Below are 21,895 nucleotides of genomic sequence, written 5' to 3'. Positions count from 1 at the left end.
ATTGATAGGTCATTTGTGAGGCGGTAACGTTTGTTGAATTGATGATATAAAGCATCTATTCTTTATGTACTTAAATGGGACCTCAAGCTAAATTTAAGCCAGAAAAGGATATCAATATGACACTGCACGGACCGGAACAGACCGAAAATACCCAATCGACAATAACCAGTGATTCAAAGTGTGGCGACAAGGTTGAGATGCGTGAAGTACGCGAGAGTCAGCCGACGCAACCAGAGATATCGCTGACAGGATCTGAGCGTGATGCAGTGATTGAACATGGCAGTCTTTCATCGCTTACGGTTTATTCTATTATTTTGCGTGAAGGTCAAGAAGAACTCGATCGGCCGTTGATGTCGTTGTGGTGGTCAGGAATAGCGGCTGGTATCGGCATTTCAGCGTCTGTTTTGGCCGAAGGTATTATCCGCAGCAACATAGGCTCCGATCATCCTTATTTGTCTATCATCGAAAGCCTTGGCTACACTTTTGGTTTTGTCTTAGTCATTCTCGCAAGGCTGCAACTTTTTACTGAGAACACCATCACCGTGGTGCTGCCGCTACTCGCTAACACCACAAAACATCTTCTTGTTTGCACCGCTCGCTTATGGGGAATTGTGTTAGCAGCAAATTTTGTTGGCACGTTTTTCACGGCGGCAATTGTCGTGCACGGTAACATACTGACAGAAGACATCCTTACCGCTATCCTCCAGATATCTCGCCATGTTGCAGAGTTAACGCCTTCAGAGACATTAATGCGCGGCATACCAGCAGGCTTTTTTATTGCCGCACTGGTGTGGATGCTACCCTCGGCCAAAGGGTCTGAAGTGTTGGTCATTATTATGTTTACATGGCTCATTGCTGCTGGAGAATTTACTCACGTTATTGCCGGGTCTAATGAAATATTTAGTTTGGTACTTAATGGTGAAATGAATTTTTTTACTGCGTTGTCGCACCATATCGGCCCTATGTTAGTGGGTAACATCATTGGCGGTACAGGGCTGTTTGCGATGTTAGCTTATGGCCAAGTTCGACAAGAGATGTAGGTTTACGGTTGAAAAAAGCGAGGTTGTTTTAAATCAAAATGGCTGTCATGGTGCGTTTTGTTGTTTGTGAATGATTTATTTGAATGAGGGTAATATGAAGAAATTTTGTTTGGTATTAATGACGCTATTTGCGGTGGTATCACAGGCATTGGCTGCAAGTCCGGTTAAGTATAACAAAGAGTTAGATGGGTTTGATTATCCCTTTGAAGTTAAAACATTTAATGTTAACTCGCAAAATAAAGATTTAAAAATGCGTTATATGGATATTGGTGATAAAAATGCAGACAAAGTCATCGTGTTGTTGCATGGTAAAAATTTCTCAGGCTATTACTGGGAAAGGATTGCAAATGACCTGCTAAAAAGAAAATACCGAGTCGTTATTCCAGATCAAATCGGTTTTGGTAAATCTTCAAAACCAAATGCTTATCAGTATAGTTTCGGCCAATTAGCTTTAAATACCAAGTTATTATTGGACAGTTTAGATATCAAAAAATTTGATCTTGTTGGTCACTCAATGGGCGGGATGTTAGCGACTACATTTGCGGCTAATTATTCTAGTGCGGTTAATAAATTGATTCTGATTAACCCTATTGGTTTAGAAGATTACGGCAAATATGTGCAGTTTAAAGATGTTAACTTTTTTTATAAAAATGAGCTCGCTAAAACACTCGATAAAGCGAGAAACTATCAGAAGAAAAATTATTATGATGGCAAATGGTCAAGCGAATACGAGAAGCTGTTAGAGCCTGTGAGAGGAATGCTTGCTGGGGATGATTGGCAAGTTGTTGCTTGGAATAATGCCTTAACCTACGGCCCGATTTTTTCAGAAAACATTGTCGATAGGTTTTCACAAATTAACAATGAAACAGTGCTTATTATTGGCACCAGAGATAAAACCGGCCCAGGTAGAGGGTGGTTAAAAGAAGGTGTAACCAGAACATTAGGCGACTATAAAAATCTGGGTATTAATACTCAGAAATTGATTAAAGGTTCAAAACTGATTGAGTTGCCAGGATTAGGTCATATGCCCCAGTTTGAAGACTATGATGTTTTCATAAAAGCATTTCATCAGGCTCTTGAGCAATAATAAACATAAAACCTGGCTTAAATCGCTAGCATTTTTGTGTATTCGCTGTACTTATTATGGCCAAAAATGGTTCCATAATTGTATGGCTTAAACCGATTATGGCAAATTACTGCGGCGTTATACCTTTTAAAGGATTAAAACATGTCTTTGCTGCTAACTGTTTTAGCAACCACACTGCTTGCTGGTTTGGCTATGCCATTAGGCGCTTTAATTGCCCATTTTGAGAACGTGAGCAGTGAGTGGCTCGAACAGGAATTTAGGCACAGTGTCATGGCTTTTGGCGGCGGAGCTTTATTGTCAGCGGTTGCTTTAGTTTTGGTGCCAGAGGGCATAGCGAGTCTTAAGCCATTACCTGCTTGTATGTGGCTTATGGCTGGTGGACTGAGTTTTATGGCCCTTGATATTTACCTTAACAAAATAGATACCCCAGCCTCTCAACTAGCAGCCATGCTGGCAGATTTTATTCCAGAATCAATCGCTTTGGGTGCTGCATTTGCGACAGGAAGTAACAACGCGTTCTTATTGGCAGCGTTAATCGCGTTACAAAATGTGCCAGAAGGATTTAGTGCCTACCGTGAATTAAATGCATCTTCTGCGTATAAACCCCAAAAAATAATCATCATGTTTTGTTTAATGGCAATGCTGGGTCCTATAGCTGCAATGTGTGGTTATTTGTGGTTATCAGAGTCACCAGAAATTATTGCGGCAGTGATGCTTTTCGCATCAGGCGGTATTCTCTACTCCATATTTCAAGATTTGGCTCCTCAGGTAAAACTTGAAAAACGTTGGGCACCGCCAATGGGAGCTGTATTTGGTTTTGGTCTTGGTATGTTGGGATTAATGTTAACCACGTCATGATCTCTGTGCTACATAGTCGTGCTAAATAATTCTGCAAGCATCAACGTAATGAACTGGGAATAAAAACAAATGGATTACATCAATTTATCTTATCTGCATTTAGTCACTGTAGTGCCGGCATTTTTCATTGGCACTTATTTACTTATTGTTAGAAAAGGTACGCCTAAACACAAAGCATTAGGCAAAATTTATATGGTGTTGATGTTGTTCACTGCCATCGTGTCACTGTTTATGCCTGCTCAACTCGGAAGTCGCTTTTTGAATCACTTTGGCTATATTCATTTGTTAAGTCTTCTAACGCTTTACGCTGTTCCTGCGGGCTATTTTTATATTAAAAAAGGCAATGTTCGGGGGCACAAACGAAGCATGATTATATTGTATTGTGGTGGTCTCATTGTCGCGGGCACCTTTGCTTTTATGCCTGGTAGATTGTTGAATGATTGGGTTTTTAGCTAACCAGTTGATTGCAATGCGCTTTTACACATTATTATCCATGTGAGTTTAACGATGAAAGTGGATGACATGGTTAAACATATACGGGTGGACTCATGAAATACCAGTTTGGCTCAGGCACTGTATCAGATATTTTGGCGGTATTAGCGCAAATTCCAGAGTTTGAAAAAGCAATGTCTGTGGACCTTATCGAAAACCGATTAGCAGGCAAAAACTATCTGATTTTAGTGGCAGGATTAGATAACAAGCCTGTGGGGTTTAAAGTGGGCTATACGTTATCTGATGGTCAGTTTTACAGCTGGTTAGGCGGTGTAGTTCCTGAGCATCGCAACATGAAAGTTGCTTCTCAGCTGCGACTTATTCAAGAGTCTTGGGCGATTGATAATGGCTTTAAATCTATTAGTGTTAAATCGATGAATCAATTTCCTGCCATGTTACAGATGCTTATAGCGAGTGGTTATCAAATCTGCGGTTATGAGGATAATGGGTCAATAACCGACAGTAAGATAGAATTTATTAAATTTTTACAAACACCGTAAAATAAATAACCCCGCGTAAAGCTCGAGCCTTCCTTATGTTGCCTGTTATCGCGACTTACTATTAGTAAATGAACAGATAAACGCCCTATGAAAGCTCTGAAGCTATGAAGCTATGAGAGATTACCGCGATTCACTCAATGGTATGACTTGTGTGCATGATGATAATAAATACTGCAGGGTTTGACATGGCTCAGGTAGAATGCCGGCACTTAGCTTTTTCATTTTTAGGCGTATTGTAGATGCAAATCAATCGTGTACTTCTGACCGCAGTTGGTAGTGTTTTACTGGCTATGGTGACCATTCAATCCGGCGCTTCTTTAGCAAAGCAACTTTTTCCCTTGGTCGGGCCTGAAGGCACTACTGCATTACGTTTAGGTTTTGCGGCTGCCGTACTTTGGTTGGTGTTTCGTCCATGGCGAGCATTACCCCAAGGTCGAGATTGGCAGAGTATTATTATTTATGGCCTGTGCTTAGGCGGGATGAATATCCTGTTTTATTTGGCCATTGAACGGATCCCGCTTGGGATTGCGGTTGCGCTTGAGTTTACCGGCCCTTTGGCAGTGGCTTTATTTAGCTCTAAGCGAAAAAGTGATTTGTTTTGGGTTGCTTGCGCCATTGCAGGGATTTTACTGTTGCTGCCTGATTTATCTAGCTCGCAAGGACTTGATTTAGTCGGGGCATTAATGGCGTTGGGGGCGGGAGCATGTTGGGCTGGATACATTTTATTTGGCACCCGTACTGGTAAGCAGGCATCAGGCGGTATTACGGTTGCTCTCGGGATGACTGTTGCTGCAGTGGTGTTAGTGCCTGTAGGCGCCGTTAGCCAAGGTTTAGCGTTACTTAGCTGGGAAGTGTTACCGCTTGGTTTATTGGTAGGGGTGTTATCTAGCGCCTTACCTTATTCTTTGGAAATGATCGCTCTTAGAAATATGCCAACACAGGCCTTTAGCGTGCTAATGAGTTTAGAACCTGCGATTGCTGCATTGGCTGGATTTATTATTTTAAGTGAGCAATTAACCTTGCTACAGTGGTCTGCCATTGGTTTGGTGATTATTGCCTCAATAGGCAGTAGTTTCACGCCTAAAAAAGCCGTTGAAATGGGCGTGTAGCTTTGTTTATAACCCTCACTGATTGTTCCAATTGCTAATTACATTGAGATTCTCTTTTGCTTATAGCTGAAGGTGCTGCGAGCCACAACAGCTAGCTTATGCTGGCTGTGTGTTTAATGTTATCTCTTAAACGGTAATAGTGACTTCTCGCTCATCAATTCCAGCTCAATTATTTCTGTATAGAACCACAATGTTATCGATTAAAAATGGCAATGTTAGCAACCTATTGTGTGGTTGTTAAATGTACAGTGACTCAGAAGGATATATAAAATACTAGACTGTATTTTTATTGTTTAATCTTTATACTTGCCGGCTATTTTGTCTTTGTAGAATGTGAAAAATGAAAAGTTGGATATTTTTAAGTGTGGCCATTTTAACTGAAGTGGTCGCTACTTCAGCGCTTAAAGCCAGTGATGGATTTTCAAAATTGGCGCCTTCAATCGTAGTTATTGTGGGCTACGTGTTGTCTTTTTATTTTTTATCCTTAGCACTAAAAGGTATTCCTGTTGGTATTGCTTATGCCACGTGGGCTGGGTTGGGTATTGTGTTAATTACAGCTATCGCTTGGGTGATGTATGGGCAAAAACTCGATTTAGGTGCGCTGGTGGGTATGACGTTCATTTTAATTGGTGTCGTTGTGATGAATTTATTCTCAAACGTTACGCCGCATTAGTATTAGCGTTAGTACATCACAAATAACATAGACATTGCGTAGCAGAATCCTTGTGTTTTTATTCCCTTTTTTCTCCACTTTTCGAACCGACGGTACCCATTTCTCGTTAATAGTGCTAATGCGCAGCGTTTTTAGGCACAACAAAAGGGGCTTAGCAATGATAGTCATTGTTAAGCCCCTTTTGTTTAGTGTTAGTCATAGCCTTGGATGTAGCAGCTCAAGCCTAAGCGATGAATGGGTTGATCGCCTAGGTTGTAAGCACTATTACCACGCCATGTCTAAAATCTTACGGCTGGTAGCTAAATCGACTTGGCCGCTTTCAGATAATGCCGTCATACCGTGTGCTTCTAAAGCATCTACTACTAGGCTAAGTTGTTCTTGCGTTACACCGTGATCGCGTAAACGTACTGGTAACCCCACTTGCTTGAAGAAAGCCTCTGTTTTATCAATGGCTTGATCTACACGGCTTGCTTCATCACCTTCAGTGATATCCCAAACACGTGCTGCGTATTGCACTAATTTAGCGTGTTTTTGCTCTTTCAGCACACGCCATAGTGATGGCAATACAACGGCTAACGTTTGTGCGTGGTCGATATGGAATAGCGCAGTTAGCTCATGTCCAATCATGTGAGTAGACCAATCTAATGGCACGCCAGTGCCTATCATGCCGTTTAGGGCAGATGTTGCACTCCACATTAAGTTAGCGCGGGCATCGTAGTTCGTTGGCTCTTCAACAGTGATAGGACCAATTTCAATGAGGGTACGCATAATACCTTCTGCCATGCGGTCTTGTACGCGGGCATCAACTGGGTAAGTCGCATATTGCTCAAGCACATGCACAAACGCATCGACAACACCGTTTGCAACTTGAATTTTTGGTAAGCTGAACGTTAATTCAGGATCAAGCATGGCAAATGTTGGGTAGGCACATGGGTGATTTACTGGGAACTTACCACCTTGATAGCTTACGACTGCAAAGGCGTTCATTTCTGAACCCGTAGCCGGCAGGGTAGCAATAACGCCAAGTGGAATAACCTTGTCATTCGCCACTGGAACTGGTGTAAAGCCGTGATGTAATAAGCTTGCCGTGTCGCCATCAAACTGAGTTGCAAGGGCGATAAATTTGGTGCCGTCCATCACTGAACCACCACCAACAGCGAGTAAGAAGTCGATGTTTTCTTTACGAGCAACTTCAACTGCTTTGATCAGTGTGTCGTACTTAGGATTAGCTTCAATACCGCCAAATTCAAATACTGTGCGGTTACCTAATGCTGCTTTGACTTTATCTAGTGTGCCGAAACGTTGTACGCTGCCGCCACCGTAAGTGATTAATACTCGCGCATTGGCTGGGACAAGTTGGTCTAACTCTGCAATACGGTCTTTACCGAAAACAACATGAGTAGGGTTACGATAATCAAAATTAAGCATAATTGGTGCCTTTTGGTTTAGCGATGAAACAAATAAGTGGCTGATTATGTAAATAGATTGATGATACACAACAGCAACGATAAATCATGTGGCTATGATAGCCTTTTGAGTCAAAATAAACATACACAGAACTGTCGTGTTCATACCTATTCCTATCTTTATTGTGTGCATATGGTTATTTATTGATAATTTTAATACCTTTTACTGCTTTTTTGGTAGTATCGATACCATAGGTTTCTCTGAGAGGAAGGGTATGAGTGAGATAGCAACATTAATGGCTCAGTTGGCCCCAAAAGAAGGGGTCAATGATACGCATTTATCTGGCGTGCATGTGTTTCGCAGCTCACAATATGGTGCGCGCGGGCCAATGTGCTATTCGCAAGGGGTGCTTATTGTCGGCCAAGGCAAAAAGCGGGTTTATTTAGACAATCAAACCTTTGAATACGATCGCCAACGCTCTTTAGTGATGACAGTGCCATTGCCAGTAGAATGTGAAACCTTTGCCAGTATTGAAGAACCTGTGTTGGTGTTGATGGTTGATATTGATTTAGTACAACTCAATTACATTATTCGGTTAATGGATGAGCATCATCAAATCCCTAAAGATTTAAACGAATCGCGTCAGAGCGGCTTTTTTGTTGCTGATAACACTGAAGATATGGATTGCAGTGTTATTCGGTTATTACAAGCGTTGCAGTCGCCGTTAGAAGCAAAAGTAATGGGCGAGGCGTTAGTGCTTGAGTTGTTATATCGCCTATTGGATTCCCCCAATGCAGCACCGCTTTATGCGTTGTCGTTAAGTCATACCCGTTTATCGAGGGTAGAAAAAGCCCTTAACTACATTCATAAACATTATGGTGAGTCAGTTGAAGTAGACACATTAGCAAGCTTGGTGAATATGAGCCCGTCGGCATTCCATCGTAGCTTTAAAGAAGTTACCGCTTCATCACCAATACAATATTTAAAAAAGATTCGCCTTAATAAAGCCAAAGCGTTGTTACAGTTGCAAAATCTAAAAGTAAAAGAGGTATCAACTCAGGTGGGTTATGAAAGTACGGCTCAATTTAGTCGCGAGTTTAAACGCTACTTTGATCAAAGCCCTGGCGAGTGCGCTAGGTTATAATTTGGATTTGAGCTTAACGAATGTGCTCCTAGAGGGCACGTCATAGTGTGAATGAAGGTTACCAATGATGACAGCCCCCATACATATTACTTTTTTTGAGTTTTTAACGCCGTTAGTCGCATCAGGGCAGAAGACGATTACTATTCGTGATGCCAGCGAAAATGATTATCGGCCCGGGAGTCAGGTTGAAGTGTTTACGCTCGAAAACCATATTAAGGTGTGCGATATCATTATTTTGGCCGTTGAGCCATTAGCATTTAATGATATTAACGAGTTTCATGCTACTCAAGAAAATTTGCCATTGGTTGAGTTAAAACAGCTGATACAAACTGTGTACCCTAATCAGCAAGCCCTGTTTATGATTTCATTTAAATTGGTTGATGCGTCATACTCGTGACTCTTTAATAAACGCGAGTTAATATTTCCAATGCTGTTTATTGTTGTTTTATTCCCTTGATAATCCTTTCATCATTGCTAAACAGCAATGTCTAAAACATGATCTGCTTAACAAATGAGCGATGATAACCGTGCTAGTTTGCATATCTATTGGCTACCTCACATTTTAGCCATCTCTAAAGTGATATTTTGTTTTTCTGCTTACGGTATGCGTGTTTTATTAGCGCTTGTTATTCAATGGTTTTGCTCTCAGGGCTCATTCAGTTAGGATTTTTTATGTCTTCAATAATTCAGTCAGCCAGCCAGGAGTTGATTAAACCTTATCAATCTAATATTACCGTCCCCAATTGGATGATTAGCTCTATGGAGCGGGTCATGCAGTATTATGTGGATAAAAATTTACGTTTAGACACTATTTCTACAGACCGCATGCCTAAGCCTGTTGAAGGTAAAAAGTACATGTTGTATGCGCACATTCCGTTTTGCCATACCTTGTGTTCGTTTTGTACTTTCCACCGTTTTTTATTCCGCGAAGATAAAGCACGCGAATACTTTGTCGCGCTGCGCAAAGAGATTCAAATGGCCAAAGATTTAGGCTATGAGTTTGAGTCAATGTACATTGGCGGTGGCACGACCACCGTGCTTGAAGATGAGTTAGCTCGTACCATCGAACATGCAAAAAATCTGTTTCCTGGCATTAAAGAAGTGTCTTGTGAGTCTGATCCGCAGCATTTGGCTAATCCTGAATTTAAGCAATTAAAAGGCCTAGTAGATAGAATGTCAATTGGGGTACAGAGCTTCGATGATGGCATTTTAAAAATGACCGACCGCTTAGATAAATTTGGCTCAGGTCAGCAAACTTTTGACAATATTATGGCGGCTAAAGAGCTATTTCCGATCATTAACGTGGATTTGATTTTTGGTTTTCGTGGCCAAACCAAGGAGATTATCCAGTCCGATCTGGATATGGCGTCTAAACTCGACCCGCGCCAAATTACCACTTATCCATTGATGATCACCCATCAAACCCGTAAGAGTGTTAAAGGTACGTTAGCTGCCCCTCAGGGCGAAATGATGGATCAGTATCGCCAAATTTTAAATACTTTAACCGGACAATATACTCAATTATCAGCTTGGGCGTTTGGTAAAACCAATGACGAAGGTTTTGATGAGTATGTAATTGATTTTGATGAATACTTGGGGGTTGGTTCTGGCTCATTTAGCTTTTTAAATGACACGCTATATGTGAATACCTTTTCACTGAAAAAATACCAACAACGTATTGCTGAAGGTCGTATGGCGGTTGAGCAACAGAAAAAATATCAATTAAAAGAAGTGATGCAATATCGATTTTTATTGGGGATGTTTTCGGGGCGTTTATCGCGTAAATATTTCCGTGACACTTTTAACGTTAATTTAGACACTGCGTTGTTTAAAGAAATGACCTCAATGAAAGCCATGGGAGCCATTAAAAATGACCCAGTTAATCCAGACGAATTAATCGTAACTGATAATGGCAAAATGTTGGGGTTATTGATGATGAAGGAGTTTTACTCCGGCATGGACAATGTGCGCGCCCAATTACGACAACCACTTGGCGCAACGGATATGTAATCTTGTTTAGATTAGCAAAGGCCGTGATTATCACGGCCTTTTTGTTATACTCAAGGCTCTTTTTATCTACGCTTTTTTAGGTGAGTTGCATGGCCAATATTCTTTTGCTTGCCAATATCAATTGTGATCGCATTTTAATGCTTGATAAGCCCTTACAAACGGGTGGTCGATTTCATTATCAGGATGGTGGATTGCGTTTAGGTGGCGGCGGCGCAAACACGGGATTAGGTTTAGTGTGGGCTCAACATAATGTTTCACTAGTAAGTGAAGTCGGTAGTGATGACATAGGCGACTGGATTTTAGCTAAAGCCAGTACCTTAGGGCTTGATTGTCGTTTGGTACATCGTTTTGTTGGTAATACTTGTGAGATGTTACTGGTGATGACACCTGATGGTGAACGAACCATTATTCGACCTCAGCGACCTGTTTTTGAACTTCCTGCGCCACCAGATTGGCAACATTGGGATGCTTTTTATATTAATTCATCGGCCAAAGGTGCTGGCGCTTGGGCGGCGGATGCGATGGCGTGTAACCCTAACTGTAAAGTGATATCGCAATTAGCCAAGGATGAACGTAATCGTCCTTGTCATGTGTTGATCGCTTCAATTACCGATATGCAAGGTCGTTGCAATCAGGACCCATGGCGGTTTGCTCAGGCTATTGCTGGTGATGCATTGGAACACTTTATTGTGACAGATGGCGACCAAGGGGCGATGGTGTACAGTAATGCTGGAGAACAACATGTGCCAGCCGTTATTGCCAATGTGGTTGACACGACTGGTGCTGGCGATGCCTATGCCGCAGGCGTTATTCATGGTTTATGTCAGCAAATGTCTATTACTGATGCTATGCATGAAGGTGCGTTGTGGGCATCATTTGCGGTAGCCACTAAAAGCTCTATTCCTGGTAAGGCACTTAAGCAGTATCTAACCTAAGCCCAACACGGGTTAAGTTAAGGTTTGCAGGCGAACATTGTGCATTTGTTAAGTGTGTGCGGATAACTCAAATAATATTGCTTTGTCATTTTAGTGTCATTGTTGGCCTATATGATGAGCCCGTCTAAACAACTTTTATAGCGTCGAATGGTTCAGACCATTTTTAGCTATTATTTTTGCTATATTATCTCCCATTTTATTTATGGCCTTACTCTTCCCCAGTAAGGCTTTTTTTTGTCTGAAAATTGGGTATATTGGCACTCTATAATCATGCTTAAGCAAGGGTATGCTGGATGAGTAAGCTATTGGTAAAGAGTATTTCTGGGCTGTATTTAGGCGACCAAGTGCAAATGCATAACGGTGTTGCCAGTTGTATTAACCAAAAACATGCCGCTAAGCAGTTGACCGTGCAATTTGACCACGTAATAGGCAATCGTGAGGCCGACCCTAAACATCACGGCGGCCTCGATAGAGTGTTGCATCATTTTCCGCGTGAGCATTATGGCCAATATCGCCGCTGGGATTTAATGACTACGTTTCGTGATGCACCTTCTATGGGTGAAAATATCAGTACCGTTGGCCTTAATGAAGCACAGGTTAATATTGGTGACATCATCCAAATTGGTGATGTCACCTTGCAAGTTACACAACCTCGTTCACCGTGTTTCAAACTCAACCTACAGTTTGGTCATCCTAAATTTGCCTTAGCCATGCAAGAAAGCCGTATGTGCGGCTGGTTTTATCGAGTGTTGTCTGAAGGTGACATTCGTCCGAGTGACAGTATCTGTTTGCTAGAAAGAAAAACGGATATCAGTGTGGCTAAAGCGATGCAGATTTATTTTTTAGCTGAATTTGATGCAGAGCAATATCAGACATTGCTTGAGTGCGAAGGCTTAGCGCAAAGTTGGGTTAATTCATTGCAACGCCGGCTGGATCAGCAAAGTATAGAAGATTGGGCAATGCGCTTATATGGCAACGCCAGTTAATGCCTCCCGGTATGATAAGAACGATATGATAAAAACAACATGATAAGGAATATCAAATGAGTGAACAGATAGTCGAAGTTAGCAAGCAAGCCAAAGATATGGGGTTATTGATCCATGCTGCCAGTTTTGCCGGTTATGTGTTTCCGCTAGGAAGTGTTTTAGGCCCTTTAATTGTCTGGTTAATGAAGCGTGATGAATTTGAGTTTGCCAATCAATGCGGCAAGAACTGTCTTAATTTTAAATTGAGCTTAATGATATATGCCATGGTGTCAGCAATATTAATTTTGATTGGCGTGGGAGTAATACTATTAGCAGCTCTAGCATTGCTTGATATTATTTGTACTATTATCGCTATTATTAAAGCCAACGATGGCATAGCTTACCAATATCCGCTCACTATCCGGTTTATTAAGTAACCCGAACTCGAAATAAAAACGCCACTCAAATGTGTGGCGTTTTTGTTAAAGCGCTTTCTAAAGATATTACACTTTAAAGCGGGCTACTAAGACATCTAGTCGACTGGCTAACTGATTCAATGATTTACTCGCATTTGCAGCCGCGTGAGCGGTATCTGCTGTTCGTAGAGTGATATCGTTGATTTCAGTCACATTACGATTAATGTCTTCAACCACGGTAGATTGCTCTTCAGTGGCGGCAGCAACTTGAATGTTCATATCGCTAATTAGCGCAATGCGTTCGCTAATACCACTTAACGACTGGCTTGCTTCATCGACAGCTGTAACACCTTCGAGTGAGCGGCTACGAGATTGCTCCATAGCATTAACTGCGCGACTGGTTTCTGATTGAAGCTTATCAATCATATTTTGCACTTGGTTGGTTGATGCAGCGGTGCGAGAAGCTAAGTTACGTACTTCATCTGCAACCACAGCAAAGCCTCGTCCAGCTTCTCCAGCGCGAGCGGCTTCAATGGCTGCGTTCAGTGCCAGTAAGTTGGTTTGCTCTGAAATGGCACGAATAACATCTAAAATACTGCCAATTGATTTAGTGTGTGTCGCTAGCGACTCAATCACTTCACCGACTTGTTCAACGTCTTTAGACAATTGATTGATAGTCGAACGCGCACGGGTTACAACTTTTTGACCATCAACAGATTCAGTATCTGCATCACGAGCGGTGACAGCGGCTTGAGCTGCATTGCTAGCAATTTCGTTAACCGTGGCGCCCATTTCGTTAATGGCAGTAACAACCATGATGGTACGGTCTTTTTGTAACTGACTATCCGCTAATGTTTGATTAGATTGGTTTGATACATCAAGTGCCGATAAACCTAGTTGTTCGCTGGTTTTGGCAACTTCGACTACAGTATCTTGGATTTTGCTGATGAAGCTATTAAAGCCTCGGGCAAGCTGGGCTATTTCGTCATCGCCATTAACTGGTAATCTTTGGCGTAAATCACCTTCACCTTCACCAATGTTACGAAATAGCTCGGCAATATGTGCAATCGGACGACTAACCGAACCCGCGACGGCAATTGAAATGGCAATAAATACCGCAGCGATCAGTACGGTCCATAATAATATCTGATAAGCCGACTCTTGTAGCAGGGCAAATACTTCTGCTTCAGGTACTTGAGCGACCAAGTACCAATCCATTGATTTAATGTAGCTACTAGCAATTAACATGTGCTGACCATCTACTTCTGCTTTAACTAAGTTAAAGTCATTTTTGTTTAGTAGCTGGTTAGTATTAGCGTTAGGGTAAAGGTTACTGAGTTTGCTTTTACCGATCTTACTCGTGTCTTGGTGCAGTTTGACGTCACCTTTAGTATCAACTAAATATACAAATCCGCTGTCTTCAATTTTAAATGAAGCCAGTAAATTAACCATATCATCTAACGATTTTGCTAGGCCTACCAAACCTCGACCATCAGGTTGTTGATAATTAATGTAGAGCTTAACATCACCGTTACTAGGCTCTGTGAATACATTCAGCATTCGCTCTTGCTTACTATCGCGATAGTCAAAAAACCAAGCATCTTGTTGTTGGTTTAATATGCGTAAAAACCCATCTTGGTTGTAGTATGCCGCGGTTTCACGGTCGGCATAAGATGCTTGAGCTAAATCATATTGATTTTTTATGCTATTAAGTTCAGCTATAACAATTTTTTCTTGGTCTGCAGGTCGGCCATTTTCAAGCCATTCAAGCAACATTTTACTATTAGCTAGCTGTTCGCCTGCATTCATTAGGCTACTGATTTCGAGATCGATCTCGTTGCGAATTTGCATGAGCAAACTCGGCATTTCCGAGTTTAGCATCCGCTGTTCAACAACTTGTTTTGCACTTCGTTGACTTAATAATCCGACTAAGATCGTGGATAGCAATACAGCAACCGTCACGGTCAGTAATATTTTTTGCTTAATGGTAAGTGTATTCATCTACAACAGCCTCTTGGGAGTATCTCTATGGTATATCGGACACAATGGCAATAAATTGATAGTTATTTTGCTGCTAAGTTGATTCAGTCAGCAAAATAGCCTTTTGGTGTAGGTTGTTTTGATTTTATGTGGGTAATGATAGTCGATAAAACAAAAAAAACGCACCTATATTTAAGTGCGTTTTATTGACTGTGCCAATATTTTAACTATTGGTTCGCTTACATATTTGGATAGTTTGGCCCGCCGCCGCCTTCTGGTGTGACCCAGGTAATGTTTTGGCTTGGGTCTTTAATGTCACAAGTTTTACAGTGAATGCAATTTTGACCATTAATGACAAACTTTTTGTCGCCGGCTGCTTCAACAACTTCATAAACCCCGGCAGGACAGTAACGTTGCGCGGGTTCATCAAATTTAACTAAGTTAACCGATATTGGGATACTTTGGTCTTTTAGATGTAAATGACACAGCTGATCTTCTTCATGAAAAGTATTCGACAGATATACCGACGATAACTTATCAAAACTCAACTTGCCGTCAGGTTTAGGATAGTCAATTTTATTGTAATCGCTAGCTAAGCCCATCGTGGCGTAATCTGGGGTCGTGTCTCTAAACGTCACTGGAAACTTGCCACCAAACCAATTTTGGTCGATATAGTTAAAGGCGCCACCGATTAGCGTGCCAAACTTATGCATTGCAGGACCAAAGTTGCGCGAGCTATAAAGCTCTTCATGTAGCCAGCTTTTTTCGAAGCGGTCTTGGAAGCAGTCGAGATCTTTGCCGCCTTCAAGCCCGGCAATTAAGCCTTCGCCTAAGGTTTTTGCCGCGATGATACCGCTTTTAATTGCCGTATGCGTGCCTTTGATTTTGGCAAAGTTAAGCGTACCCGCATTACAGCCAATGATTAAACCACCAGGAAAACTCATTTTAGGTAATGAATTTAAGCCGCCTTTGGCAAGGGCGCGAGCACCATAGGATAAGCGCTCACCGCCAGTTAATGTTTCGGCAATCACTGGGTGTGTTTTATAGCGTTGAAACTCATCAAATGGACTGAGATGAGGGTTTTTATAGTTTAAATCAATAATTAACCCAACAGCAACTTGGTTGTCTTCCATGTGGTATAGGAATCCACCACCAGATGAGCCATCCACGAGAGGCCAGCCACCGGTATGAACCACTTTACCCTGTTGATGTTGCTCTGCAGGGATTTTCCAAATTTCTTTAAAGCCTAAGCCATAATGCTGTGGCGTTTTACCATTGTCTAAATGGTATTTTTGGATCAGTTGTTTACCTAAATGGCCACGGCAGCCTTCTGAAAATACGGTGTATTTGGCATGCAATTCCATACCCGGCATATAGCTGTCTTTATGTTGACCATTTTCGCCAACACCCATATCACCGATTAAAATGCCTTTAACGCTGTTATCTTCATTAAACAGTAATTCACTGGCTGCAAAACCTGGGAAAATCTCTACGCCCATGGCTTCAGCTCGGTTGGCTAACCAGCGAGCTAAGTTACCCACACTAATAATGTAGTTACCATCATTGTGCATTGTTTTAGGCACTAAGCTGTTGGGCATTAAGCGAGATTTTGTCTCTGAGTTTAGCAGGTAGATTTCGTCATGAGTGACTTTGGTGGTTAGCGGGATGTCTGAATCACGCCAATCATTAAATAATTCGTCCAGTACATCGGGTTCAAATACGGCACCCGATAAAATATGAGCACCAACCTCAGAGCCTTTTTCTACCACGCAAACAGTGATTTCTTTATCGGCATCTTTAGATATTTGCATTAAACGACAAGCGGTCGCCAAACCTGCAGGGCCAGCACCGACAATTACTACGTCGAACTCCATTGACTCGCGTTCCATCTTCTCACCTTTCAAAGTTTCCCGTTCATTGCGGGTTTATTGTTTTTTATAACGATTAAAATAAGTAAACGATCGTTTATCCTTTACTCACCTTACCGCAAAATGAACGTTTGTCACAGTGGCAAACTCAATCTTGTTAGCGTGAGTCGAGTCACAAATAGATAACGATATAGTCTTTCAAGCTAAGATATTCACCTAAAGGGGTATTTGTAAAACGGTATTTAGGCCTATAATTGGATCTGACGGTTCTCCGAGCTTTTTGCCCTACGTCAATGATATGGGCAGTTAGCCGTGGTAATTTTGCCACCGGGGTGAGTAAAGAAATGCACTCACCTCCCACACTTGGAAAGGTTAACATGTCCCAACTACAAGACAGCTTTGGTCGACGATTTCACTATTTGCGGATGTCAGTTACTGATGTTTGCAATTTCAAATGCACTTATTGTTTACCCGACGGTTATCGTCCGGATGGTAAACCTACCTTCTTAACCCTCAACGAGATTGAAAATCTGGTTGCCGGTTTCGGTGAGGTAGGCACACAAAAAGTTCGTATCACTGGTGGCGAGCCCACTCTACGCAAGGATTTCACAGATATTGTGCGGATCGTTGCCGACAATCCCAATATTAATACCGTAGCGATGACCACCAATGGGTACCGTTTACAGCAACATGCCAAAGAATGGTATGACGCAGGTTTACGGCGCATTAATGTGTCTGTTGATAGCTTAGATCCTAAAATGTTTTATCAAATTACTGGCGAAAATAAGTTCGACCAAGTAATGCGCGGTATTGACGCGGCTCTTGAAGCGGGTTTTGAGCGAGTTAAAGTCAATGCAGTATTATTGAAAGGCTTAAACGACAAAGATTTACCGCGTTTTTTACAGTGGATTAAAAACACGCCTATTGATTTACGTTTTATTGAATTAATGGAAACCGGTTTAGGTCACGACTACTTCAATGCGCATCATTTGGCGGGTGTAGACATTAAAAAACAACTTGAGCGAGAAGGCTGGTTATATGACTTGCCAAGTGTTGATGATGGTCCTGCGCAAAACTTCAGCCATGCAGATTATCAAGGTCGTATTGGATTAATTATGCCTTACGCCAAGAATTTCTGTGCCAGCTGTAACCGCTTACGAGTTTCTGCAAAGGGTAAATTACATTTATGTTTGTTTACTGAAAATGGCGTCGATTTACGCGATTTAATACAAAACCCTTCGCAGCGAGATGAATTAATTAGCCGCTTACACGGTCAATTAGCGCAGAAAAAAGAAACCCACTTTTTACATCAAGGCATTACAGGTGTGACTCAACACCTTGCCTCTATTGGTGGTTAAGCCGTTATTGAGTTAAACCGACTGACGCGGCAATACATGTGGCGCTCAGTCGATGGACATTGAATTTGATTAAGGCAGTAAAAAAGCATGAGCAATTGTTTTACCCATATTAACGCCGATGGCAATGCCCATATGGTCGATGTGACTGAAAAAGCCGTCACTGAGCGCGAAGCCCGCGCTGAAGCTTTTATTGATATGGCCGCGGATACTTTAGCCATGATCATGAATGGCAGCCATCACAAAGGTGATGTATTTGCTACCGCACGTATTGCCGGTATTCAAGCGGCTAAAAAAACATCTGATTTGATCCCATTATGTCACCCTCTAATGTTGACTAAGGTTGAGGTGGAGCTTGAAGCTCAGCCTGATCATAACCGCGTGCGCATTACCAGTTTGTGCAAGTTGTCGGGTAAAACCGGTGTTGAAATGGAAGCGCTAACAGCAGCTTCTGTGGCAGCCTTAACCATTTACGACATGTGTAAAGCCGTACAAAAAGACATGATTATTTCTCAAGTTCGTTTGCTTGAAAAACGCGGCGGGAAATCGGGTCATTTTAAAGTCTAATTCGGCCATTACGAACTAACATAAACCCAATATTTGTTATGAATAAATGCATTGAGAGACCACTATGATCCAAGTGTTATTTTTTGCGCAAATCCGTGAGTTATTAGGCACCGCTAAAGTTGAACACAGTGGCGATAATATTGATACTGCAGAAGCATTACGTGCAGCGCTTGCCGCTACTGATGATAAATGGGCCAAAGTGTTGGCATCAGACAAATTGCTGGTGGCGATTAATCAAACCATGAGTCAGTGGGATTCACCTGTAAATGATGGCGATGAAGTGGCCTTTTTCCCTCCTGTCACAGGGGGATAATATGGAACATCATAGCAACCAAATTGTTGTACGAGTCCATACGGAAGACTTTAGTGTCGCTGATGAGTACGCCTTACTTGCCTGTGATAATCAGGACGGTGCCGTGGTTAATTTTGTTGGCAAAGTACGAGACTTTAATGATGGCAGCGCTGTAACTGACTTAACCCTCGAACATTATCCTGGTATGACTGAATCAGTATTACTGCAGATTAGCCAACAGGCTTGTGAACGTTGGCCTTTAAATAAAGTGACGATTATTCATCGAGTGGGTACGTTGTCGCTCGGCGAACAAATTGTGTTTATTGGTGTAACCAGTGCTCATCGTAAAGCGGCTTTTGCGGCATGTGAGTTTTTAATCGATTTTTTAAAAACGAAAGCGCCTTTTTGGAAGCTTGAAGCAGGTGATACTGGCGCTAAGTGGGTTGAAGCGCGTGATAGCGATCAGCAAGCAGCCAAAATGTGGCAAAAGTAATCGTCTATATGGCTCGTACATAGCAAGGATAAACCCTCAATGTCTTTCATTAACGCCAACATTACTCAGCGTTCATACTCATATCTACCCCGATTCCGGGCTGGCGTTATCGCATTATTCTTTGCCATTGTTAGTTCCGTAGGGTTTAGTTCTGCAAGTGTCGCGAGTGATGCTCCGGCCATTGCTGCGGCTGCTAACATTAAATTTGCGGTAGATGAGATAGCGATACGTTTTCAGCAGCAAACGGGTTTGGCTCTGCGGATCAGTTATGGTTCTTCGGGTAATTTTGTCACCCAAATTCAGCATGGTGCACCGTTTGAGATGATGCTCAGTGCCGATGAAGATTATATTGAGCGGTTACATCAAGCGGGCTTTACCCAAAATGATGGCGTTGTTTATGCCATCGGTCGGCTTGCTCTTGCTGCACCTAAGAAGTCGCCGTTAATTTTAGATCCTGAGTTAGTTGGATTAGCGCAATTAATCGCCGATGGAAAGGTGTCTCGTTTTGCGATAGCAAATCCTGATCATGCTCCCTATGGTGAACGTGCGCGTGAAGTCCTTAAAGCGAAAGGTTTGTGGGACGCACTGCAACCTAAACTGATTTTAGGTGAAAATGCTTCACAAGCTGCCCAATTTACCATTAGTGGATCGACTCAAGGTGGTATTGTGCCGTTATCATTGGTGCTATCTCCTGAATTTACCAAGCGTGGTAACTATGTGGTTATCCCTGATTCGCTATATCAACCGCTTAATCAACGGATGGCATTAATGCCTAATGCATCTGAAACTGCGGAGCGATTTTATCAATACATGCAATCAGCAGATGCACAGGAAGTATTAACTCAATTTGGGTTTAATTTACCCAAACCTGCTGTAAAGAAGGCTGATTAATGGATTGGCAAGCTCTGTGGCTGTCGGTCAAACTGAGTTGTTTTACCGTAGTATTGTTAATTCCGTTGGCCATTATTGTCGGGCGGGCGTTGGCATATCGCCAATTTAAAGGTAAATCATGGCTTGAAGCTTTGATCATGGTGCCGTTAGTGTTACCGCCAACGGTCATTGGTTATTACCTGCTAGTAGGGTTAGGTAATCAGAGCATGATTGGTCAATGGGTTGAGCAGTTAACCGGCCAACAATTGGTGTTTCATTTCTCAGGATTGGTAATCGCTTCCATTATCGTCAATATTCCCTTTGCGGTTCAGCCTATTCAACGTGCTTTTGAAACCATTCCTATCGATATTCGTGATGCCGCAGCTTGCTGTGGCATGAGTCGATTACGGATATTTTTTCGAATAGAATTACCTATGATATGGCCTGGTGTATTAACGGCCGTTGTACTGTGTTTTTCCCATGTATTGGGCGAATTTGGTGTGGTGTTGATGTTGGGCGGTAACATTGCCGGTGAAACCAAAACCATCTCAATAGCGATTTATGATAGTGTGCAGGCATTCGATTTCGATTCTGCAGGAATGATGTCTTTGGTATTATTGTTGTTTGCGGTGAGTGCGTTAGCGCTCACTACAAGTATGTCGAAGCGCTTAGGAGGGCATCGTGGTGCCTCACAACGCTGACCTTATATGTGATATTTCACAAACATTGCCCATTCCATTGGAAGCTCACTTCAGTTGTCGGGCTGGTGAAGTGCTAGCCGTGGTTGGCCCTTCTGGTGGCGGTAAAACCACCTTACTGAGAATGATTGCCGGTTTGAGTCTACCTCAACGGGGCCGCATTCATTGTGGTGATAGATTATGGTTTGATGCAAAGCAGTCTATTTCGTTAACTCCCCAGCAGCGACACATCGGTTATATGCCACAGCATTTTGGCCTGTTCCCTCATTTATCGGCACTCGACAATGTTATTTCTGGGCTCGATCATGTGCCGAAAGAATTACGAAAGCAACGAGCATTAGATTGGCTAGAACGTGTCAATTTACATGGGTTGCCTGATCGCTTACCCGCACAATTGTCTGGTGGACAACGTCAACGAGTTGCGCTTGCCCGTGCTCTCGCGCGTGAGCCGGCTATCCTACTGTTAGATGAACCCTTTTCTGCGGTAGACCGAGAAACCCGCGAACGCTTGTATATTGAGTTAGCTCGCTTAAAGCAGCAATTGTCTATTCCCGTGGTCATGGTAACGCATGACATCCATGAGGCATTGTTACTGGCTGATAAGATGATACTGATTAGTCAGGGGCAAATGCTGCAACAAGGCAAACCATTTGAGGTACTATCTCATCCTAATAACGAAGCGGTTGCACGGCAAATGGGCTTGAGGAATATTTTTGACGGTCAAGTCGTATCGCAAGATATTGAACGTAATATGACCCAATTTACACTAGGTGATGAATTGATTGTCAGCGACAGTGCACCAACATTAACTGTCGGCCAATCTATCCGTTGGGTTATTCCGAATCAAGGTATTCGCTTTAACGCCATCAGCAGCGGTCGTCTGTGTAAAAGCTTAAATAAATTAGAAGTACTAATTGAATCTGTGTTGGTGATGGGTGAATCATCACGAGTGATAGCGTCAGTTGTAGGCATTGGATCCATTATCAATGCAGACGTGCCGACACATTTAGTGCATAAGTTAGCCTTAGCGCCAGGGGTGCAAACGACTATTGCGCTTAAGTCCGATCAAATTCATATTTTAAGTGCACAGTCTGAACTCGGATAACCAAGGTTAAATAATCATTTTTACTGCTCAG

The 21,895-nt window shown here is 42.3% G+C and carries 23 protein-coding genes and 1 riboswitch; of the genes, 20 read left to right on the top strand and 3 right to left on the bottom strand.

Annotated elements, in window-relative coordinates; genetic code table 11:
* Positions 1-116: 116 nt before the first annotated feature.
* The 7 genes from AAEY98_RS16775 to AAEY98_RS16745 all read left to right on the top strand — a co-directional run bounded on the left by AAEY98_RS16775 (position 117) and on the right by AAEY98_RS16745 (position 5,759).
* A complete protein-coding gene (locus tag AAEY98_RS16775) occupies positions 117-1,040 on the top strand; it encodes a formate/nitrite transporter family protein (RefSeq protein WP_351018296.1) in 924 nt (307 codons plus the stop codon).
* Between the two features lie 94 nt (positions 1,041-1,134).
* On the top strand, positions 1,135-2,127 hold the full coding sequence (locus AAEY98_RS16770) for an alpha/beta fold hydrolase (RefSeq protein WP_182744140.1): 993 nt from the start codon (positions 1,135-1,137) through the stop codon (positions 2,125-2,127).
* Positions 2,128-2,268: 141 nt separating this feature from the next.
* Positions 2,269-2,985 (top strand): ZIP family metal transporter, encoded by a 717-nt coding sequence (locus AAEY98_RS16765; RefSeq protein ID WP_101087445.1) that lies wholly within the window; start codon positions 2,269-2,271, stop codon positions 2,983-2,985.
* A 69-nt stretch (positions 2,986-3,054) separates the two neighbouring features.
* Entirely contained in the window at positions 3,055-3,441 is a 387-nt protein-coding gene (locus AAEY98_RS16760) for a DUF2306 domain-containing protein (protein ID WP_351018293.1), read from the top strand.
* 92 nt (positions 3,442-3,533) lie between these two features.
* Complete coding sequence (locus AAEY98_RS16755; protein ID WP_101087443.1) at positions 3,534-3,977, top strand: GNAT family N-acetyltransferase; 444 nt, start codon at positions 3,534-3,536, stop codon at positions 3,975-3,977.
* A 239-nt stretch (positions 3,978-4,216) separates the two neighbouring features.
* The gene (locus AAEY98_RS16750; RefSeq protein ID WP_351018290.1) at positions 4,217-5,086 is read left to right on the top strand and encodes an EamA family transporter; all 870 of its coding nucleotides are present in this window, start codon (positions 4,217-4,219) and stop codon (positions 5,084-5,086) included.
* A gap of 340 nt (positions 5,087-5,426) precedes the next feature.
* Positions 5,427-5,759, top strand: a complete 333-nt coding sequence (locus AAEY98_RS16745; RefSeq protein ID WP_350979358.1) for a DMT family transporter — start codon at positions 5,427-5,429, stop codon at positions 5,757-5,759.
* 264 nt (positions 5,760-6,023) lie between these two features.
* On the opposite strand, the gene AAEY98_RS16740 is transcribed toward AAEY98_RS16745, so the two are convergent.
* The gene (locus AAEY98_RS16740; protein WP_162021998.1) at positions 6,024-7,187 is read right to left on the bottom strand and encodes an iron-containing alcohol dehydrogenase; all 1,164 of its coding nucleotides are present in this window, start codon (positions 7,185-7,187) and stop codon (positions 6,024-6,026) included.
* Positions 7,188-7,440: 253 nt separating this feature from the next.
* Between AAEY98_RS16740 and AAEY98_RS16735 the strand changes: the two genes are divergently transcribed.
* The 6 genes from AAEY98_RS16735 to AAEY98_RS16710 all read left to right on the top strand — a co-directional run bounded on the left by AAEY98_RS16735 (position 7,441) and on the right by AAEY98_RS16710 (position 12,657).
* Positions 7,441-8,310 (top strand): AraC family transcriptional regulator, encoded by an 870-nt coding sequence (locus tag AAEY98_RS16735; RefSeq protein ID WP_182744145.1) that lies wholly within the window; start codon positions 7,441-7,443, stop codon positions 8,308-8,310.
* 67 nt (positions 8,311-8,377) lie between these two features.
* On the top strand, positions 8,378-8,707 hold the full coding sequence (gene yqfB, locus AAEY98_RS16730) for a N(4)-acetylcytidine aminohydrolase (RefSeq protein WP_182744165.1): 330 nt from the start codon (positions 8,378-8,380) through the stop codon (positions 8,705-8,707).
* A gap of 275 nt (positions 8,708-8,982) precedes the next feature.
* Positions 8,983-10,320 carry a coproporphyrinogen III oxidase family protein gene (locus tag AAEY98_RS16725; protein WP_182744146.1) on the top strand — a complete coding sequence of 446 codons (1,338 nt, stop codon included), beginning with the start codon at positions 8,983-8,985 and terminating at the stop codon, positions 10,318-10,320.
* 89 nt (positions 10,321-10,409) lie between these two features.
* Positions 10,410-11,255: a PfkB family carbohydrate kinase gene (locus tag AAEY98_RS16720; protein WP_101087434.1), complete on the top strand. Its 846-nt coding sequence runs from the start codon at positions 10,410-10,412 to the stop codon at positions 11,253-11,255.
* A 293-nt stretch (positions 11,256-11,548) separates the two neighbouring features.
* A complete protein-coding gene (locus tag AAEY98_RS16715) occupies positions 11,549-12,241 on the top strand; it encodes an MOSC domain-containing protein (RefSeq protein WP_101087433.1) in 693 nt (230 codons plus the stop codon).
* A 56-nt stretch (positions 12,242-12,297) separates the two neighbouring features.
* Positions 12,298-12,657 (top strand): DUF4870 domain-containing protein, encoded by a 360-nt coding sequence (locus AAEY98_RS16710; protein WP_351018285.1) that lies wholly within the window; start codon positions 12,298-12,300, stop codon positions 12,655-12,657.
* Positions 12,658-12,723: 66 nt separating this feature from the next.
* Here AAEY98_RS16710 and AAEY98_RS16705 read toward each other — a convergent pair whose 3' ends face one another.
* Both AAEY98_RS16705 and AAEY98_RS16700 read right to left on the bottom strand, forming a co-directional pair.
* On the bottom strand, positions 12,724-14,637 hold the full coding sequence (locus AAEY98_RS16705; protein WP_162022001.1) for a methyl-accepting chemotaxis protein: 1,914 nt from the start codon (positions 14,635-14,637) through the stop codon (positions 12,724-12,726).
* 218 nt (positions 14,638-14,855) lie between these two features.
* Positions 14,856-16,505, bottom strand: coding sequence for an electron transfer flavoprotein-ubiquinone oxidoreductase (locus tag AAEY98_RS16700; protein ID WP_182744148.1), 1,650 nt, complete (start codon positions 16,503-16,505; stop codon positions 14,856-14,858).
* 236 nt (positions 16,506-16,741) lie between these two features.
* Positions 16,742-16,874, top strand: a riboswitch (molybdenum cofactor riboswitch).
* On the opposite strand from AAEY98_RS16700, the gene moaA reads away from it, so the two are divergent.
* The 7 genes from moaA to AAEY98_RS16665 all read left to right on the top strand — a co-directional run bounded on the left by moaA (position 16,862) and on the right by AAEY98_RS16665 (position 21,864).
* Positions 16,862-17,842 (top strand): GTP 3',8-cyclase MoaA, encoded by a 981-nt coding sequence (gene moaA / locus AAEY98_RS16695; protein WP_101087429.1) that lies wholly within the window; start codon positions 16,862-16,864, stop codon positions 17,840-17,842. Its footprint overlaps the riboswitch before it by 13 nt.
* A gap of 87 nt (positions 17,843-17,929) precedes the next feature.
* Positions 17,930-18,406 carry a cyclic pyranopterin monophosphate synthase MoaC gene (moaC, locus tag AAEY98_RS16690; RefSeq protein ID WP_351018280.1) on the top strand — a complete coding sequence of 159 codons (477 nt, stop codon included), beginning with the start codon at positions 17,930-17,932 and terminating at the stop codon, positions 18,404-18,406.
* A 64-nt stretch (positions 18,407-18,470) separates the two neighbouring features.
* Positions 18,471-18,719 (top strand): molybdopterin synthase sulfur carrier subunit, encoded by a 249-nt coding sequence (gene moaD, locus AAEY98_RS16685; protein WP_011635576.1) that lies wholly within the window; start codon positions 18,471-18,473, stop codon positions 18,717-18,719.
* A 1-nt stretch (position 18,720) separates the two neighbouring features.
* Entirely contained in the window at positions 18,721-19,191 is a 471-nt protein-coding gene (gene moaE / locus AAEY98_RS16680) for a molybdopterin synthase catalytic subunit MoaE (RefSeq protein WP_101087427.1), read from the top strand.
* Positions 19,192-19,230: 39 nt separating this feature from the next.
* Positions 19,231-20,082, top strand: coding sequence for a molybdate ABC transporter substrate-binding protein (gene modA / locus AAEY98_RS16675; protein WP_351018277.1), 852 nt, complete (start codon positions 19,231-19,233; stop codon positions 20,080-20,082).
* Positions 20,082-20,762 (top strand): molybdate ABC transporter permease subunit, encoded by a 681-nt coding sequence (gene modB, locus AAEY98_RS16670; protein WP_101087425.1) that lies wholly within the window; start codon positions 20,082-20,084, stop codon positions 20,760-20,762. Before modA ends, modB begins: the two co-directional genes overlap by 1 nt.
* Complete coding sequence (locus tag AAEY98_RS16665; RefSeq protein ID WP_351018274.1) at positions 20,743-21,864, top strand: ABC transporter ATP-binding protein; 1,122 nt, start codon at positions 20,743-20,745, stop codon at positions 21,862-21,864. The genes modB and AAEY98_RS16665 overlap by 20 nt, the downstream gene beginning before the upstream one ends.
* Positions 21,865-21,895 lie beyond the last annotated feature (31 nt).

Origin of the sequence: Shewanella sp. AC91-MNA-CIBAN-0169, assembly GCF_040310165.1 — a bacterium.
Lineage (GTDB): Bacteria > Pseudomonadota > Gammaproteobacteria > Enterobacterales > Shewanellaceae > Shewanella.
The sequence above is the reverse complement of the archived record's forward strand: the minus strand, read 5'-3'. Positions and strand labels throughout refer to the sequence as shown.